This is a genomic window from Allobosea sp. NPDC003192, from assembly GCF_050275675.1.
Taxonomy (GTDB): Bacteria; Pseudomonadota; Alphaproteobacteria; order Rhizobiales; family Beijerinckiaceae; genus Allobosea.
Window position 1 is genome coordinate 92,062 of sequence record NZ_JBNNPK010000009.1, and the last position, 14,200, is coordinate 106,261.

The window sequence follows — 14,200 nt, forward strand, 5'->3', positions numbered from 1 at the left end:
AGGCGGGAGCCCGCCGCATGACGCCCTATGACAGGCGCCGGCCGCGGCAGGCTCGGGTAGCGTTCGCGATCAGACCGCGAAGAGCAGCAGCAGCGCGATCAGCAGCGAGAAGATGCCGAGCGCTTCGGTCAGCGCGAAGCCGAGCAGCAGGGTGCCGCGCTGGCCATCGGCCGCTGACGGGTTGCGCAGGGCGCCCGAGAGGAACTGGCCGAAGAGGTTGCCGAGGCCGATGCCCGCGCCGGCCATGCCGAGGCAAGCGAGACCAGCGCCGATGTACTTGGCTGCGACGGGATCCATGGAAATGCTCCTTAGGGGGATAGTTGTGACAGTCGAGGGGTGAACTTTAAGATCAGGGCCGCTCAGTGACCCGGATGCAGGGCGTCGTGCAGGTAGATGCAGGTCAGCACGGCGAAGACATAGGCCTGCAGTCCGGCGACCAGGAACTCCAGCGCGATCAGCGCGATGGTCAGCACGAGCGGCAGCGGCGAGAGAATGGCCCAGCCGCCGGCGAAGAGCAGCGTCGCCACGAAGCCGGCGAAGATCTTCAGCGCGATGTGGCCGGCCAGCATGTTGGCGAAGAGACGGACCGACAGGCTGATCGGGCGCGAGACGAAGGAGATCACCTCGATCGGCACCAGGATGATCAGCATCAGCGGATGCACGCCCTTTGGCACGAACAGGCCGAAGAAATGGGCGCCATGCTTGGCGATGCCATAGATGATGACGGTGAGGATCACGAGCGCGGCGAGCGCGGCAGTGACGATCAGGTGGCTGGTGACGGTGAACGAGCCCGGGATCATGCCGAGCATGTTGCAGACCAGCACGAACATGAAGAGCGAGAACACCAGCGGCATGAATTTCATGCCGTCATGGCCGGCCGAGTCTTTCACTGTGTTGGCTACGAATTCGTAGCCCATCTCCGCCAGGGATTGCAGCCTGCCCGGAACCAGCGAGCGGTTGCGTGTGCCGTAGACGAAGAGCAGCACGATGATGGCGACGGCGGCGACCATGAACAGGGCTGAATTGGTGAAAGCGATTTCGCTTCCGCCGATCTTGCCAAGAGACACGATCGGTTTGATCTCGAATTGTTCGATCGGACCAGCCATCTGTCGCCCTTGTTCCTGCCATAAGACGGCCCCTTTCGGGGTCGTGCCTCAATTCTGCGCGCCCGACTTATCGTCAGTGCGCGATTTCATCAAGCCCGCTGCGCGCACGACGTTCATCACGCCAGCGCCGAAACCGAGCATCAGCAGGACGATCATCCCGAACGGGGCCGTCCCGAGCCACTTGTCGACGGCCCAGCCGAGCCCGCCGCCGACGATGATGCCGGCAACGAATTCCGTGGAAAGCCGCATCGCCTGCCCGATTCCGCTGGAATCGGAAGATGTGCTCTCGCGCCGGATTTCGGCTTCCGTCTGGTTGGTCGCACGCTTCAGGCCCGCATCGAGGGATTTGAGCCGGCTCTCCAGGCTCGCATCCCCATCCGCAGGCCGCCCCGGGCTCGAACCCTTATCGTCCTGGCCCGTCATCGCCGTTCAACCGTCGTCATGACACGACCCCTCCGTGCTCGGTTCCCTCGGGAACCGGACAATACCGGAATTGTCGCTGATTTACGCTGCCTGATCGGCCGATCCGGAACCGGATCGTCGTGGCGGGCGCTCATCGGATTGCCGATCGTTCCGCGCGATGAAAAAGCCCCGCCGCCCGGAAAAATCGGGCGCACCATATTGACGGGGTCATATGGTGTCAAGCTGAGTGAGGAGCTATTAATGCCTTGAAAAATAAAATGATTTTAGAGTGCGGAGGGGAGCTCGAGACGAATCTTGTGCGTCGCGGCAATTATGTCAGACCGCCTCGCGAATGCGCTCGGCGGTGGCGAGGTCGACCGAGACCATCTGGCTGACGCCGCGCTCGGCCATGGTGACGCCGAAAAGCCGGTCCATGCGTGCCATGGTGATCGGGTTGTGGGTGATCAGGATGAAGCGCGTCGAGGTGTTGCGCGCCATCTCCTCGAGCAGGTCGCAATAGCGCTCGACATTGGCGTCATCGAGCGGCGCATCGACCTCGTCGAGAACGCAGATCGGCGAGGGGTTGGTCAGGAACACCGCGAAGATCAGCGCGGTCGCGGTCAGTGCCTGCTCGCCGCCGGAGAGCAGCGTCATCACCTGCGGCTTTTTGCCCGGGGGGCGCGCGATGATTTCGAGCCCGGCTTCAAGCGGATCTTCCGAATCGACCAGCGTCAGATCGGCCGTGCCGCCGCCGAACAAGACTCCGAACAGATGCTGGAAATGGCCGTTGACGATCTCGAATGCGGCAAGAAGCCGCTCCCGGCCTTCACGGTTCAGCGCGCCGATCGCCTGGCGCAGGCGCCTGATCGCCTCGGTGAGGTCGTCGCGCTCGGTCGCGAGGCCACTGCGCTTGCCTTGGACTTCGGTCAGTTCATCGTCGGCGCGCAGGTTGACTGCACCCAGCCGCTCGCGCTCGGCCTTGAGTCCGCCCAAGCGGCGCTCGACATCCTCGGCATCCGGCGGCGTATCGCCAACTTTCAGCCCGGCCAGCTGATGCAGGCCGGCGACTTCGGTCTCCAGCCCGTCGACGATCTGGCGCACGACATCGGTGAGCCGCTGGCGCGCTGCTTCCAGCCGGGCTTCGGTGCTCGCGCGAGCCTCGCGGGTTGCCGACAGCGCCTCCAGTGCCGTGCGCGCCTGCCGGTCGGCCTCGGCCTGCGCGACTTCGCCGGCGGCTAGCTTGTCGGCTGCCTCGCGGCGTGCGCCTTCGGCCGTCTCGATCTCGGCCAGGAGGCGGCGGCGCTCGACCAGGAAGGTGTCGGGCGCTTCCAGCAAGGCGTTGTGCTCGGCCGCGGTCGTCTCGATTCGCCGGCGCGTATCGGCCGCGCTCTGCTCGCTTGTCGCAGCGCGCTCGCGCCAGGCGCGCAGATCCCCTGCGATCGCCTCGCGCCGGCGGCTGCGCAATTCGGCCTCGCGCCCCTGCGTCTGCACACGCGCCCGCGCTTCCGAGGCGGCGGCGCGCCGTTCGCCCAGCTCCGCCCGGGCCGCGAGCAGGGCGCTTTCCAGTTCGGGCGCCGGGGCGAGGCCCTCTAAATCCTGATTCGCCGCCCCGCCCTGCGCCTGCGCATCGGCGATGTTCTGGCCGAGCCGGCCGATCGCCTCGGTCAGGGCCGAGCGGCGGGCCGCCGTCTCGCCAGCCTTGCGCTCGGCCTGTGCCAGCCGTTCGCGCGCCTGGTCGAGATTGCGCCTGGCTTCACGGGCTGCCTCCAGCGCCTTCGTCTCGGCCTGGGCGGCAGCCTTGGTGCGCTCGCTCGCTACGTCGAGACCGTCGCGCGCCGCCTCGGACGCCTCGCGGGCTTCCTGCGCCTCGCGTTCGAGATCGCCGAGCCGGTTCTTCTCGGCGAGCCGGCGGGCGGCGGGCGAGGGCGCCTCTGCCGCGCTGGTGAAACCGTCCCAGCGCCAGATGTCGCCTTCGCGCGAGACCAGCCGCTGGCCCGGCAGAAGCTTCGGTCGCAAGCCCGCACCATCCGCCCGCGCGACGACGCCGATCTGGCGCAGCCGCCGGGCGAGCGCCGCTGGGCCGCGTACATGTTTGGAGAGGGGTTCGACACCGTCCGGGAGAGCAGGGTCGTTCTCGCTGCCACCGCTCTCGGACCAATGCGCAGGCGCCGCCGTGTCAGCGGAAGCATCGAGATCGTCACCGAGCGCTGCGCCGAGTGCCGTCTCATAGCCCTTGGCTGCGGCGATTGCCTCCAGCACGGCTGGCCAGCGCCCGCCTGCCGCCGGGGCGAGCAGCTTCTGCAAGGTGCGGACTTCGGTTTCCAGGCGCTGCGCCTTGCGATCGGCTTCCGCGACCGGACCGCGCAAGCGCGCCTCTTCCTCGCGGGCAGCGGCGAGTGCGCTGCGCGCCGAGCCGGCGGCTGTATCCGCGCCTTGCATCGCCGTCTCGGCCGCCGCGACCGTGCCGCGCAATCCGTCGAGCGAGGCTGCGGTGCCGTCGGCATCGAGCGCCACCTGGTCGCGTTGCAGCCGTTCGCGCTCGGCAGCATGACGGGCTTCGCGCTCTTTGGCCTCGCGCAGAGCCCGTTCGAGCGCGCCGCGCCGGGCGGCGAGCTCGGACAGCCGTGTCTGCACCGCCGCATGCTCGGCTTCCGCTGCCGCCAGCGCCTTCTCGGCTTCGGCGAGCTCGGTCGCTGCGGCCTTGCTGCCGCCAGCGGCAGCCTCGGCCTCCAGTCGCAGGCTCTCATCCTCGGCCGTCAGCCTGGACAGGCTGTCGCTCGCATCCTTGCCGAGGCTGTCCTGCCGGGCGAGATCGCTCTGCAATTCGGCGAGCCGCTTCGCCAGTTCCTCGGTGCGCTGCTTGGCGCGCCGGTTCTCGGCCTCGATCTCGTCGAGACCGCGCTTCAAACGTACGAGCGCCGCGGCTGCTGCCGCCTCGCCCTCGCGCAATGCCGGCAGCGCATGTGCCGCGATTGCCTGCAGGCGCGCCGCTTCCGCCTGCACGCCGGTCCTGTCGGCGACTTCGCGCACTGCGGCTTCGAGGGCGCGCTCGGCCACCGCCTCCTGCGTCTTCGCCTCGTGATGGGCGATCAGCGCCAGCACCGCCTCGGCCTTGCGGATGTCCGAGGCGAGGTTGCGATAGCGTGTCGCCTGGCGCGCCTGGCGCTGCAAAGCCTCGACCTGCCCGTCGATCTCGGCGAGCACGTCTTCCAGCCGGTTGAGATTGTCCTCGGCGCCCTTGAGCCGCAGTTCCGCCTCATGCCGGCGGCTGTGCAGGCCGGCGATGCCGGCGGCGTCCTCGAGGATGCGCCGGCGCGATTGCGGCTTGGCCGAGATGATCTCGCTGATCTGGCCCTGGCGCACCAGCGCCGGCGAGCGCGCGCCGGTCGCGGCATCGGCGAAGAGGAGCTGCACGTCGCGAGCCCGCACCTCCTTGCCGTTGATCCGGTAGGTCGAGCCTTCCTCGCGCTCGATCCGGCGCGTGACTTCCAGCACCTCGGCGTCGTTGAAGGCGGCGGGCGCCTTGCGGTCGCTGTTGTCGAGGGTGAGCGCGACTTCGGCCATGTTGCGGGCCGGGCGCTCCGACGAGCCGCCGAAGATGACGTCGTCCATCCCCGAGCCGCGCATGTTCTTGAACGAGCTTTCGCCCATCACCCAGCGCAGGGCTTCGACGAGATTGGACTTGCCGCAGCCATTGGGGCCGACGACGCCGGTCAGGCCCGGCTCGATCTGGAACTCGGTCGGCTCGACGAAGGTCTTGAAGCCGGCGAGCTTGAGGCGCGTCAGATGCATCGACGCGCCATCAGGCTATCACGCCGCTCAGCTGCCGAGCAGCGGCTCGAGGATCTTGTCGAATTCGGCGAGGCTGAGTGCACCGGAGCGCTTCTGCCCGTTGATGAAGAAGGTCGGGGTGGAGTCCACGCCAGCCTTGGACCCACCTTCCTTAACCTGCGTGACAGCGTCGTAAATGTCCTGACGTTTCAGGCAGGCTTCAAAAGATTCCTGTGTGAAACCGGCCTGCTTGACCATGTTCGAGAGCGCATCGACCGGCTTTTCGGTGAAGGCCCAGTTGCGCTGCTGCGCGAACAGCAGGTCGGTGAGCGGGTAATATTTGTCGTTGCCGTTGCAGCGGGCCAGCATGAAGCCGGCCGTGGCGAGCGGATCCAGCGGGAACTCGCGCAGCGCGAAGCGCACCTTGCCGGTGTCGATGTACTTCGCCTTCAGCGCCGGCCAGGTGTCCTTGTGGAACGTGGCGCAGTGGCTGCAGGTCAGCGAGGCGTATTCGACGATCGAGACCTTGGCGTCGGCGTTGCCGAGCCAGACGTCGCCGAGCGGATTGGCGACACCGGGAAGCGTCTGGGCCGAGGCGCCCTGGCTGGCGAGAAGCGGCGAGAGGGCCAAGGCGGCGGAGCCGATCAACACCTGGCGGCGGCTGGTCATGAGATGATCCCTGATGGCGAACTGGTTGCGCGGACCATAGTCGCCATCAGGATTGTGGCAAGATCGGTTCGCCGGTTCCCGCTCACGAAGCCGTGTCGTCGCCCGCGACCTAGTGTCGTGATTTCGAAGTTCGCTCCGCACTTGATATGGGCCGATGGCGAATTTCAGAATCAGAAGCAGGATGCTAGCGCCGTTGCGCGATGCCGCGCCCGAGCCGCGCCAGCGCCTCGCGTAGCTCGGGGCTCTCTACGCCTGCGACCTGCGCCTCGATCCGCGCCAATACAGCCGGGTCAGGCGGCGGTGCCGGTTTCGGCGCCGGGGGCGGCGCGACCGGTCCCTGCTTCAAAACGAGCTTGCCGACCGCGCGCCAGCCGAGATGGCTGTTGACCCGCTCCAGCACCAGCGGGCCGAGCTGCTGCATCTCCAGGGCGAAGGCGCCTTCGACACGCACCACCAGCGTCGCCGGCTCCGAGAGCTCGCCCGGCGCGCCGCGCCGCCGCGGCCAGTCGATCTTGAGCGGCCGGCAGCGCTCCGCCAGGCGTTCGCCGACGATCTCCGGCCAGAAGGCGACGACAGAGCGCCCCGCGAAACCCTGCGCCGCGAGCGCAGGCGCGAGGCAGTCGTCGATCAGTTCGGCGAGAGGTTTTGCGGGCATGAGATCATTTTGCGACGGGAGCCATCCGGCGGCAAGCGGATCAGCCGGCCGCTCTGTGGGCGCGCCATTCCGCCGCGGTGATCTCCCAGATTTCCGCCGGATGCTCGCCGGAGACGAAGCTGTGGGTCTCGACGCCGACCATGCGCATGCCGCTGCTCTGCGATATGCGGCGTGACGCGATGTTCTCCACCGCTTTCGGCGCTCGCAGCAGATCGTGGCCAAGCGCCTCGAACCAGAAGTCGGTAACGGCGACGACCGCCTCGCTCATCAGGCCCTGGCCACGCCATTCGGGCGCGATCCAGAAGCCGCGATTGTTCTTCTCTCCCACCAGCAAGCTGATGACGCCGATCAGCTGTCCCGGCTCCGTCTTTGGGCGCAGACTCCAATGCCATTCCGTACCTGCGGCCATGCCGGGCAGGGCGACATCGCGCAGGAAGCTCTCGGCGCCATCGGGCGGATAGGGCCAGGGGACGTGGCTGGCGAGGAAGCGCACGATCTCCCATTGCGGAAAGATCGTCTGGATCGCCGGCGCGTCGTCGAGCGCCAGCGGCTTGAGCAGCAATCTCTGAGTTTCGAGATTCGGGATAAGGTCGGCCATGATCGACAGGATTATCCGCAATCGCTCAGCGGGTCAGCCAGCGAAACGCCCGCTTCAGGAACGCACGACCATCGCTTCGCACCGGCGTTCCGTGCGCCATCAGAACCTTCTCGGCAGGCCATGATAGCAGCCGCTCGGTCGCGGCCCTTGCTGCCTGCCTGTCGGTGAAGGCGAGGCGGAATTTCCTTGGCACCGACGGTTCCGGGGCGAGCATCAGGTCCCATTTCGCGATGAGTGCGCGCCAGCCGCCGAACCAGCGCGGCGGAAACTGCTGCAACAGGTCGGTGAACAGCACCGTGCCGCTCTTCGCGTGAAAGAAGACGACCTCCGTCGTGATCACATTGCCTGCCATGACGATGTGGGCGATCTCGCTCGTCCAGGGCAGGATCGCCTCATCGGTGATCTCGGCATCGAAGACGAGGTCCTTGCGTTTCTGCTGCAATCTCGGCGCGGCATAGAGGCGGGCTTCGGGATAGGCCTGCTTCCAGCTCGCGATGAACAGGTCATGCAGCGAGTTGGGAGCGACGAGATGGCGGACCGTGCCGAGCGATGAGAGCTCCGCGCGGAGTTCCTCGCTCAGCGCGACCGGCGACCAGACGAACAGCTCGCCATCGGCGAGACGGATCACGGCCATGCGCGTCGGGTAATTGAACCCGAGTGCAGCCGTCACCTGCGGCCCGCTCGCGATCCAGATTTCGGGACCGAACTCTTCCAGCATCGCCATCACAACCGCTTCGCCTCATCAGGTTTGCGAAAGGCTCCCGCCCGCCGCAGACATTCATATGACGGCTCATACTGAGCTTGCCTGTCCCGCCCGACGCATTACACCCGGAATCATGGACGCTCCCGTTCCCCAGCCCCGCGCCACCGATCTCTTCGCCTGGTATGACCGCCATCGCCGCGTTCTGCCCTGGCGGGCGCTGCCGGGCGAGCGGGCGGACCCCTACCGCGTCTGGGTCTCCGAGATCATGCTGCAGCAGACCACGATCGCGGCGGTGAAGCCCTATTTCGAGCGTTTCATGGCGCGGTTTCCGAGCGTCGCGGCGCTCGCCGCAGCGCCGTCCGAGAATGTCATGCAGGCCTGGGCGGGGCTTGGCTACTATTCCCGTGCCCGCAATCTCCATGCCTGCGCCAAGGCGGTCGCGGAGCAGCATGGCGGCCGCTTTCCCGATACCGAGGAGAACTTGCGTGCTCTGCCCGGCATCGGCGCCTACACGTCTGGCGCGATCGCTGCGATCGCCTTCGACAGGCCGGCGGTCGCGGTCGACGGCAATGTCGAGCGGGTGATCACCCGTCTCTTCGCGATCGAGGACGAGATGCCCGGCGCCAAACCGCTGATCCGCGAGCGGGTGCTGGCGCTGCTGTCGCATGAGCGGCCCGGCGATTTCGCGCAGGCGCTGATGGATTTGGGCGCCACGATCTGCACGCCGCGCTCGCCGGCCTGCGGGCTCTGCCCCTGGCGCGAACCCTGCCAGGCGCGCATCGCCGGCGCGCAGGAAAGCTTTCCGCGCAAGGCGGCCAAGAAGACCGGCAAGATCCGCTATGGCGCGGCTTTCGTCGCGATGCGCGAGGACGGCGCCGTCCTGGTGCGGACCCGGCCGGCCAAGGGACTGTTAGGGGGCATGGTCGAGGTGCCCGGCAGTGATTGGCGAGCGGATTACGAGTTGGCCGGTGCCCTGCGCGATCAGCCCGTGCCGGCGCGATGGCGCCGGCTTATGCTGCCGGTCCGCCATGTCTTCACGCATTTTCCGCTGGAGCTGACGGTCTTCGCCGGGCGCGTCCCGCTGGAGACGCAGGCGCCGGACGGCATGCGCTTCACACCGTTCAATCGGCTGAAGGAGGAGGCGTTCCCGAACGTCTTCCTGAAGGCGCTGGAGGCCGGATTGGAAGAGCTGCAGCGGCCTTAGGCCGCCGCCAGCTGCGCCCTGATCTCGCCGCGCAAGGCATCGAGCAGCAGCGCTTTTCCGTCACGTTCGACATGCCAGAAGGTCCAGCCATTGCAGGCCGGAAGCCCCTGTGCCAGCGCACCGACCTTATGGATCGAGCCGACGGCCGGGCCAAGCACCAGCGTGCCGTCGGCGCGGATCGTCGCGCTGTGGCGGCGCTTCTCGTCGAAGACGCGCTCACCCGCCTTCACCAGCCCGGCCTCGATCAGGCTGAGGAAGGGCACGCGTGGCTCGCTGCGCTTCGAGGGCGCGGTGGCGAAGGCTTCCGGCGGCAGCGGCTGCACCGCGGCGATGCGCTCGCGCGCCGCCTTGGCGTAGACCTGCTCGCGCTCGATGCCGATGAAATGGCGGCCGAGCGCCTTGGCGACGGCGCCGGTCGTGCCGGTGCCGAAGAAGGGATCGAGCACGACGTCGCCGGGATTGCTGGCCGAGAGCAGCACACGGGCGAGCAGCGATTCGGGCTTCTGGGTCGGGTGGACCTTGGCGCCCTTCTCGTCCTTCAGGCGCTCCTCGCCGGTGCAGAGCGGCAGATACCAGTCCGAGCGCATCTGCAGGTCGTCATTGCCGCCCTTCAGCGCCTCGTAATGGAAGGTGTATTTGGACGCTTCGCCGCGAGCTGCCCAGATCAGCGTCTCATGTGCATTGGTGAAGCGCCGGCCGCGGAAATTCGGCATCGGATTGGCTTTGCGCCAGACGATGTCGTTCAGCATCCAGAAGCCGAGATCCTGCAGGATCGAGCCGACCCGGAAGATGTTGTGATAGGAGCCGATCACCCAGAGCGCACCGTCCGGCTTCAGCGCCCGGCGGCAGGCCGAGAGCCAGGCGCGAGTGAAGGCGTCGTAATCGGCGAATGAGGCGAACTTGTCCCAGTCGTCGTCGACGGCATCGACGAGACTGTCGTCGGGCCGGCGCAGGTCGCCGCCGAGCTGGAGATTATAGGGCGGGTCGGCGAAGACGAGGTCGACGCTGCCCGGCGGCAGCGCCTCGATCGCAGCGACGCAATCTCCCACGATCACCTGGTCGAGCGGAAGCTCGCGAGGCGGGAGGATCTGAGAGGGAAGAAGGCTCTTGGCCTTCATCCGGGCCCCCAGCGCGGGCCGTCCGGTACGCGAAACCTGAATCCGGACGGGAGCGCTGGCGGTCCCGGTACGCGAGGTACTCATGACGCCAAGACCGTTACGCAACTTCAACGCTCGCGATCCTGGCCGGTCAGGGTAAAGGTCGGGTTTCCAGCTTGAAAAAAATGCGTCCCATTCTGGGGCTGCAGATTTTGCCTAGCCCATTGAATATGTTTGGAAATTCGTAACAGAGATTAAGGAAGGGTAAGCGGTGTCAGGCTGCCGTTGGGGCAAGCGTCATGCTCGGGCTCGACCCGTGTATCTCAGGCCGGAGGAGGCTCCGACCTGCGCTCCATCGTCACGAGATTCTCGGGTCTGCGCTTCGCTCCGCCCGAGCATGACACGCCTGCTCGGGGGCGTTATCGCGCCCAGACACCTTTGATCGGGGCGAAGGAATAGCGATGCGCAGGGCAGGGGCCGTGTTCCTTGATGGCGGCGCGGTGCTTAGCGGTACCGTAGCCGGCATGGCCAGAAAAACCGTAAGCGGGGTAGGTCAGCGAAAGCCGGGCCATCATCCGGTCACGCATCACCTTGGCGACGATCGAGGCCGCGGCGATCGACGCGATCAGCCCGTCGCCGCCGATGATCGCTTCGCAGCCGCAGGTCAGCGCCGGCGGGTCGTTGCCGTCGACCAGGACGAGATCAGGCGAGAGATGCAGCGCTCCGACGGCCCGTCGCATGGAAAGAAGCGTCGCCTGCCGGATGTTGATCCTGTCGATCTCGGTCGCAGAAGCGCTGCCGACGCTGACAGCGAGGGCGTTGGCGAGAATGAGAGCACAGAGCTCCTCGCGGCGTTGGGCGCTGAGTTCCTTCGAATCGGCGAGGCCATCGGGAATCGCCGCGGGATCGAGGATGACGGCAGCGGCGACGACCGGGCCGGCGAGCGGGCCGCGCCCGACCTCGTCCACGCCGGCGACGCGGGCGCGCCCGGCAATCATCGCGGCCTGCTCGCGGCTGAAATCGGCGGTCATGGTCCCGCTATGCCAGATCGGGGCTCGGAGGTCTGCGGATCGCTTGGTCGCATCCACAATTCGCTGCGCACCTCGACACCGGCCTTCTCGCATTCACAGCCCTCATCCTGAGGAGGCCGCGCAGCGGCCGTCTCGAAGGATGCTCCAGAAGGCTCAGGAACCATATGGAGCATCCTTCGAGACACAGCCTCCGGCTGCTCCTCAGGATGAGGGCTATGGGTGAAACAGGTGATTCTCAAAACAGGCTCAACTGTGCCTTCTCCTTCTCCGGCTTGACGAAGAGGTCGGTGCGCAGCCGCAGCCGCGCGCTGTTGAAGCCGAGCCGCTCGGCTGCCATCTCGAAGCGCCGGCCGATCATCCAGGCATAGGGGCCGGAGCCGACCTGGCGCTGGCCCCAGGCCGCGTCGTAATCCTTGCCGCCGCGGGTCGAGCGGATCAGCGAGACGACATGGCGCATCTTGTCGGGGTGGTGCGTCACCAGCCAGTCCTGCACGATGTCCTTCACCTCGAGCGGCAGGCGCAGCAGCACATAGCCGGCCTCGCGGGCGCCCGCCGCTTTCGCTGCATCCAGGATGCGCTCGATCTCGTGCTCGTTGATCGCCGGCACGATCGGCGCGACCAGCACGGTCACCGGGATGCCTGCTTCCGACAGCTTGCGGATCGTCTCGATGCGCTTGGCGGGGGAAGCAGCGCGAGGCTCCATGTTGCGGGCGAGCTTGGGGTCTAGCGTCGTCACCGAGAGCGCGACCTTAACCAGCCCCTTCGCAGCCATCGGCGCGAGGATGTCGATGTCGCGCTGGACCAGCGCCGATTTGGTGACGATGCCGACCGGATGGTTGAACTTCGCCAGCACCTCCAGGATCCCGCGCATGATCCGCAGCTTCTTCTCGATCGGCTGGTAGGCGTCGGTATTGGTGCCGATCGCGATGGTGCGGGGCTGGTAGCTCGGCGAGGACAGCTCCTTCTCCAGCAGCAGCGCCGCATCGGGCTTGGCGGTCAGCTTGCTCTCGAAGTCGAGCCCGGGCGACAGGCCGAGATAGGCATGGCTCGGCCGGGCGAAGCAGTAGACGCAGCCATGCTCGCAGCCGCGATAGGGGTTGATCGAACGGTCGAACGAAATATCCGGGGAGTCGTTCCTGGTGATGATGGTGCGCGGCTTCTCGACCGAGACTTCGGTCTTGAACGGCGGCAATTCGCCGAGCGAACCCCAGCCATCGTCCTCGCTGATGCGCTGCTCCGCCTCGTAGCGGCCGCCTGGGTTGATCGTCGCGCCACGTCCGCGCCGCCGCTCGGGATCGATCTGGCTGCCGATATGGGAGAGCGGGTCGACGGGCGCGAGCCGAACCGACGCCGAGACCGAGCCGGGTTCGGCATCGCGGCGCTTGAGCGGTTGCGTCCTGGCCGAGGGTCTGGCCTGCAGCATGGTGTCGTCTCCCGGCGGAATCGGTGGCTCCGAGACCAAGGAATGTGAACATAACAGGAACAAAACGCAAGTGACAGGATTGCGACATGTTGCACTGCGTCATAAGCTGATGCCCCATGATCACAGCCGTCATCCGGGCCAATCGTGACGCCGAGGCGCTTGCCGCGACCTTGTCAGTGCTGATTCCTGCGGTCGCCAAGGGCGTGATTGGCCATGCCGTGGTGATCGACGAAGCGGACGATGCCGCGATCGCCCGCCTCGCCGACGAAACCGGCGCCAGCTACGTCAAGGCGAAGAGCGGCGAGGCCTGGTCGTCCGGTGTCGCGCAGGCGCGTGGCGACTGGGTCATCCTGCTCGAAGCCGGCGATCTGCCGGAGCCGCAATGGACGCCGAGCATCGAGCGGCACCTGCTGACCGCGGCGACGCGTCCGGCGTTGATGCCGCTGCGCGGCATGGCCGCGGCCTTGCGCGAATGGGGGGCGGTTTCGCTGCGCTCGCGCGGCGTCAGGGCGGGGCTGCTGGCGCCGAAGACCCAGATCCTGTCCGGCCGCCTGGCGCGCGCGCCGCACCGGCTCGCCGTCCGCCGCGAGCGCGCTGCGCTCTGAAACTCAGAGCTGGTTGGTCCGGAACGTATCGCAGCTCTGCATGTTGCCGGATTTGAAGCCGGTGTTGAACCAGCGCGTGCGCTGCGCAGACGAGCCGTGTGTGAAGGAATCCGGCACAACGACGCCGCGGCCCTGCTGCTGTAGCTTGTCGTCGCCGATCGCCGAGGCCGAGCGCAGCGCCTCGTCGATGTCGCCGGGCTGGATGCGGTCCATCGCCTGGATGTTGTAGGCCCAGACGCCGGCGAAGCAGTCGGCCTGCAATTCGGTCCGCACCGAGAGCTGGTTCGATTCGCGTTCGGAGACCCGCTGGCGCAGCTCGTTCACCTTGGGCAGGATGCCGAGCAGGTTCTGGATGTGGTGGCCGACCTCATGGCCGACGACATAGGCATAGGCGAAGTCGCCGCCGCCGCCGAGCTTGCGCTGCATCTCCTGGAAGAAGGAGAGGTCGAGATAGACCCGCTGGTCGTTGGGGCAATAGAACGGCCCCATCGCCGCCTGCGCCGTGCCGCAGCCCGAGCGGTCGACGCCGCTGAACAGCACCAGCTTCGGTGGCACGTATTTGCGGTTGGCCTGCTGCGGCAGCACCTTGCCCCAGATGTCCTCGTTCTGTGCCAGCACGGCCGAGACGAAGCGGCCCATCTCATCCTGCGGCGGTCCGGCCGATTTGCGCTGTTCCTGCGTCGGCGCGCTGCGCCCGCCGATGCCGCCGATCAGTTCGGCGCCGCCGATCAAAAGGCGCGGATCGATGCCAAGGGCCCAGCCGAGCAGGCCGAGCACGACCATGGTGCCGATGCCGATGCCGCCGCGCCCGCCGGGAAGGCCGGCATATTCGCCGCCGCCCCCGCCACGCCGGTCCTCGAGGTTCTCGGACTGGCGGTAATCTTCCCAACGCATGCGTGAGCCCTTGTTGCAGCGCCGACAATGTCCGCGAGGCGA

14 protein-coding genes are annotated in these 14,200 nt (G+C 67.2%); 2 read left to right on the forward strand and 12 right to left on the reverse strand.

The window, feature by feature from the left end; all coding sequences use genetic code 11:
* Positions 1-69: 69 nt before the first annotated feature.
* The 8 genes from ACQKLX_RS14240 to ACQKLX_RS14275 all read right to left on the reverse strand — a co-directional run bounded on the left by ACQKLX_RS14240 (position 70) and on the right by ACQKLX_RS14275 (position 7,919).
* Positions 70-297: a F0F1 ATP synthase subunit C gene (locus tag ACQKLX_RS14240; protein ID WP_091831801.1), complete on the reverse strand. Its 228-nt coding sequence runs from the start codon at positions 295-297 to the stop codon at positions 70-72.
* 62 nt (positions 298-359) lie between these two features.
* Positions 360-1,106 carry a F0F1 ATP synthase subunit A gene (locus ACQKLX_RS14245; RefSeq protein ID WP_427362223.1) on the reverse strand — a complete coding sequence of 249 codons (747 nt, stop codon included), beginning with the start codon at positions 1,104-1,106 and terminating at the stop codon, positions 360-362.
* A 48-nt stretch (positions 1,107-1,154) separates the two neighbouring features.
* Complete coding sequence (locus ACQKLX_RS14250; RefSeq protein ID WP_427362224.1) at positions 1,155-1,529, reverse strand: AtpZ/AtpI family protein; 375 nt, start codon at positions 1,527-1,529, stop codon at positions 1,155-1,157.
* 315 nt (positions 1,530-1,844) lie between these two features.
* Positions 1,845-5,300 carry a chromosome segregation protein SMC gene (gene smc / locus ACQKLX_RS14255; RefSeq protein ID WP_427362225.1) on the reverse strand — a complete coding sequence of 1,152 codons (3,456 nt, stop codon included), beginning with the start codon at positions 5,298-5,300 and terminating at the stop codon, positions 1,845-1,847.
* Between the two features lie 27 nt (positions 5,301-5,327).
* The gene (locus tag ACQKLX_RS14260; protein ID WP_427362226.1) at positions 5,328-5,948 is read right to left on the reverse strand and encodes a DsbA family protein; all 621 of its coding nucleotides are present in this window, start codon (positions 5,946-5,948) and stop codon (positions 5,328-5,330) included.
* Positions 5,949-6,132: 184 nt separating this feature from the next.
* Entirely contained in the window at positions 6,133-6,603 is a 471-nt protein-coding gene (locus ACQKLX_RS14265) for a DUF721 domain-containing protein (protein WP_427362227.1), read from the reverse strand.
* A 40-nt stretch (positions 6,604-6,643) separates the two neighbouring features.
* Positions 6,644-7,201, reverse strand: a complete 558-nt coding sequence (locus ACQKLX_RS14270; RefSeq protein WP_427362228.1) for a GNAT family N-acetyltransferase — start codon at positions 7,199-7,201, stop codon at positions 6,644-6,646.
* A 25-nt stretch (positions 7,202-7,226) separates the two neighbouring features.
* Positions 7,227-7,919, reverse strand: coding sequence for a DUF4336 domain-containing protein (locus tag ACQKLX_RS14275; protein ID WP_427362344.1), 693 nt, complete (start codon positions 7,917-7,919; stop codon positions 7,227-7,229).
* Between the two features lie 118 nt (positions 7,920-8,037).
* On the opposite strand from ACQKLX_RS14275, the gene mutY reads away from it, so the two are divergent.
* Positions 8,038-9,108 carry an A/G-specific adenine glycosylase gene (gene mutY, locus ACQKLX_RS14280; protein ID WP_427362229.1) on the forward strand — a complete coding sequence of 357 codons (1,071 nt, stop codon included), beginning with the start codon at positions 8,038-8,040 and terminating at the stop codon, positions 9,106-9,108.
* Here the strand turns inward: mutY and ACQKLX_RS14285 are convergent.
* The 3 genes from ACQKLX_RS14285 to ACQKLX_RS14295 all read right to left on the reverse strand — a co-directional run bounded on the left by ACQKLX_RS14285 (position 9,105) and on the right by ACQKLX_RS14295 (position 12,659).
* Positions 9,105-10,310, reverse strand: coding sequence for a site-specific DNA-methyltransferase (locus tag ACQKLX_RS14285; protein ID WP_427362345.1), 1,206 nt, complete (start codon positions 10,308-10,310; stop codon positions 9,105-9,107). The genes mutY and ACQKLX_RS14285 overlap by 4 nt on opposite strands.
* A gap of 314 nt (positions 10,311-10,624) precedes the next feature.
* Positions 10,625-11,236, reverse strand: a complete 612-nt coding sequence (locus ACQKLX_RS14290; RefSeq protein WP_427362230.1) for a ribonuclease HII — start codon at positions 11,234-11,236, stop codon at positions 10,625-10,627.
* A gap of 235 nt (positions 11,237-11,471) precedes the next feature.
* Positions 11,472-12,659 carry a PA0069 family radical SAM protein gene (locus tag ACQKLX_RS14295; protein WP_427362231.1) on the reverse strand — a complete coding sequence of 396 codons (1,188 nt, stop codon included), beginning with the start codon at positions 12,657-12,659 and terminating at the stop codon, positions 11,472-11,474.
* 116 nt (positions 12,660-12,775) lie between these two features.
* On the opposite strand from ACQKLX_RS14295, the gene ACQKLX_RS14300 reads away from it, so the two are divergent.
* Positions 12,776-13,264, forward strand: a complete 489-nt coding sequence (locus ACQKLX_RS14300; protein ID WP_427362232.1) for a hypothetical protein — start codon at positions 12,776-12,778, stop codon at positions 13,262-13,264.
* 3 nt (positions 13,265-13,267) lie between these two features.
* On the opposite strand, the gene ypfJ is transcribed toward ACQKLX_RS14300, so the two are convergent.
* Positions 13,268-14,158, reverse strand: coding sequence for a KPN_02809 family neutral zinc metallopeptidase (gene ypfJ / locus ACQKLX_RS14305; protein ID WP_427362233.1), 891 nt, complete (start codon positions 14,156-14,158; stop codon positions 13,268-13,270).
* Positions 14,159-14,200: the final 42 nt, after the last annotated feature.

Excerpts from the sequence above, each read along its gene's own strand:
- ACQKLX_RS14260 (WP_427362226.1), bottom strand. The coding sequence starts at position 5,948 with ATGACCAGCCGCCGCCAGGTGTTGATCGGCTCCGCCGCCTTGGCCCTC.
- ACQKLX_RS14285 (WP_427362345.1), bottom strand. The coding sequence starts at position 10,310 with ATGAGTACCTCGCGTACCGGGACCGCCAGCGCTCCCGTCCGGATTCAG.
- ACQKLX_RS14270 (WP_427362228.1), bottom strand. The coding sequence starts at position 7,201 with ATGGCCGACCTTATCCCGAATCTCGAAACTCAGAGATTGCTGCTCAAG.
- ACQKLX_RS14240 (WP_091831801.1), bottom strand. The coding sequence starts at position 297 with ATGGATCCCGTCGCAGCCAAGTACATCGGCGCTGGTCTCGCTTGCCTC.
- ACQKLX_RS14245 (WP_427362223.1), bottom strand. The coding sequence starts at position 1,106 with ATGGCTGGTCCGATCGAACAATTCGAGATCAAACCGATCGTGTCTCTT.
- ACQKLX_RS14290 (WP_427362230.1), bottom strand. The coding sequence starts at position 11,236 with ATGACCGCCGATTTCAGCCGCGAGCAGGCCGCGATGATTGCCGGGCGC.
- ACQKLX_RS14275 (WP_427362344.1), bottom strand. The coding sequence starts at position 7,919 with ATGCTGGAAGAGTTCGGTCCCGAAATCTGGATCGCGAGCGGGCCGCAG.
- smc (WP_427362225.1), bottom strand. The coding sequence starts at position 5,300 with ATGCATCTGACGCGCCTCAAGCTCGCCGGCTTCAAGACCTTCGTCGAG.
- ACQKLX_RS14265 (WP_427362227.1), bottom strand. The coding sequence starts at position 6,603 with ATGCCCGCAAAACCTCTCGCCGAACTGATCGACGACTGCCTCGCGCCT.
- mutY (WP_427362229.1), top strand. The coding sequence starts at position 8,038 with ATGGACGCTCCCGTTCCCCAGCCCCGCGCCACCGATCTCTTCGCCTGG.
- ACQKLX_RS14295 (WP_427362231.1), bottom strand. The coding sequence starts at position 12,659 with ATGCTGCAGGCCAGACCCTCGGCCAGGACGCAACCGCTCAAGCGCCGC.
- ACQKLX_RS14300 (WP_427362232.1), top strand. The coding sequence starts at position 12,776 with ATGATCACAGCCGTCATCCGGGCCAATCGTGACGCCGAGGCGCTTGCC.
- ypfJ (WP_427362233.1), bottom strand. The coding sequence starts at position 14,158 with ATGCGTTGGGAAGATTACCGCCAGTCCGAGAACCTCGAGGACCGGCGT.
- ACQKLX_RS14250 (WP_427362224.1), bottom strand. The coding sequence starts at position 1,529 with ATGACGGGCCAGGACGATAAGGGTTCGAGCCCGGGGCGGCCTGCGGAT.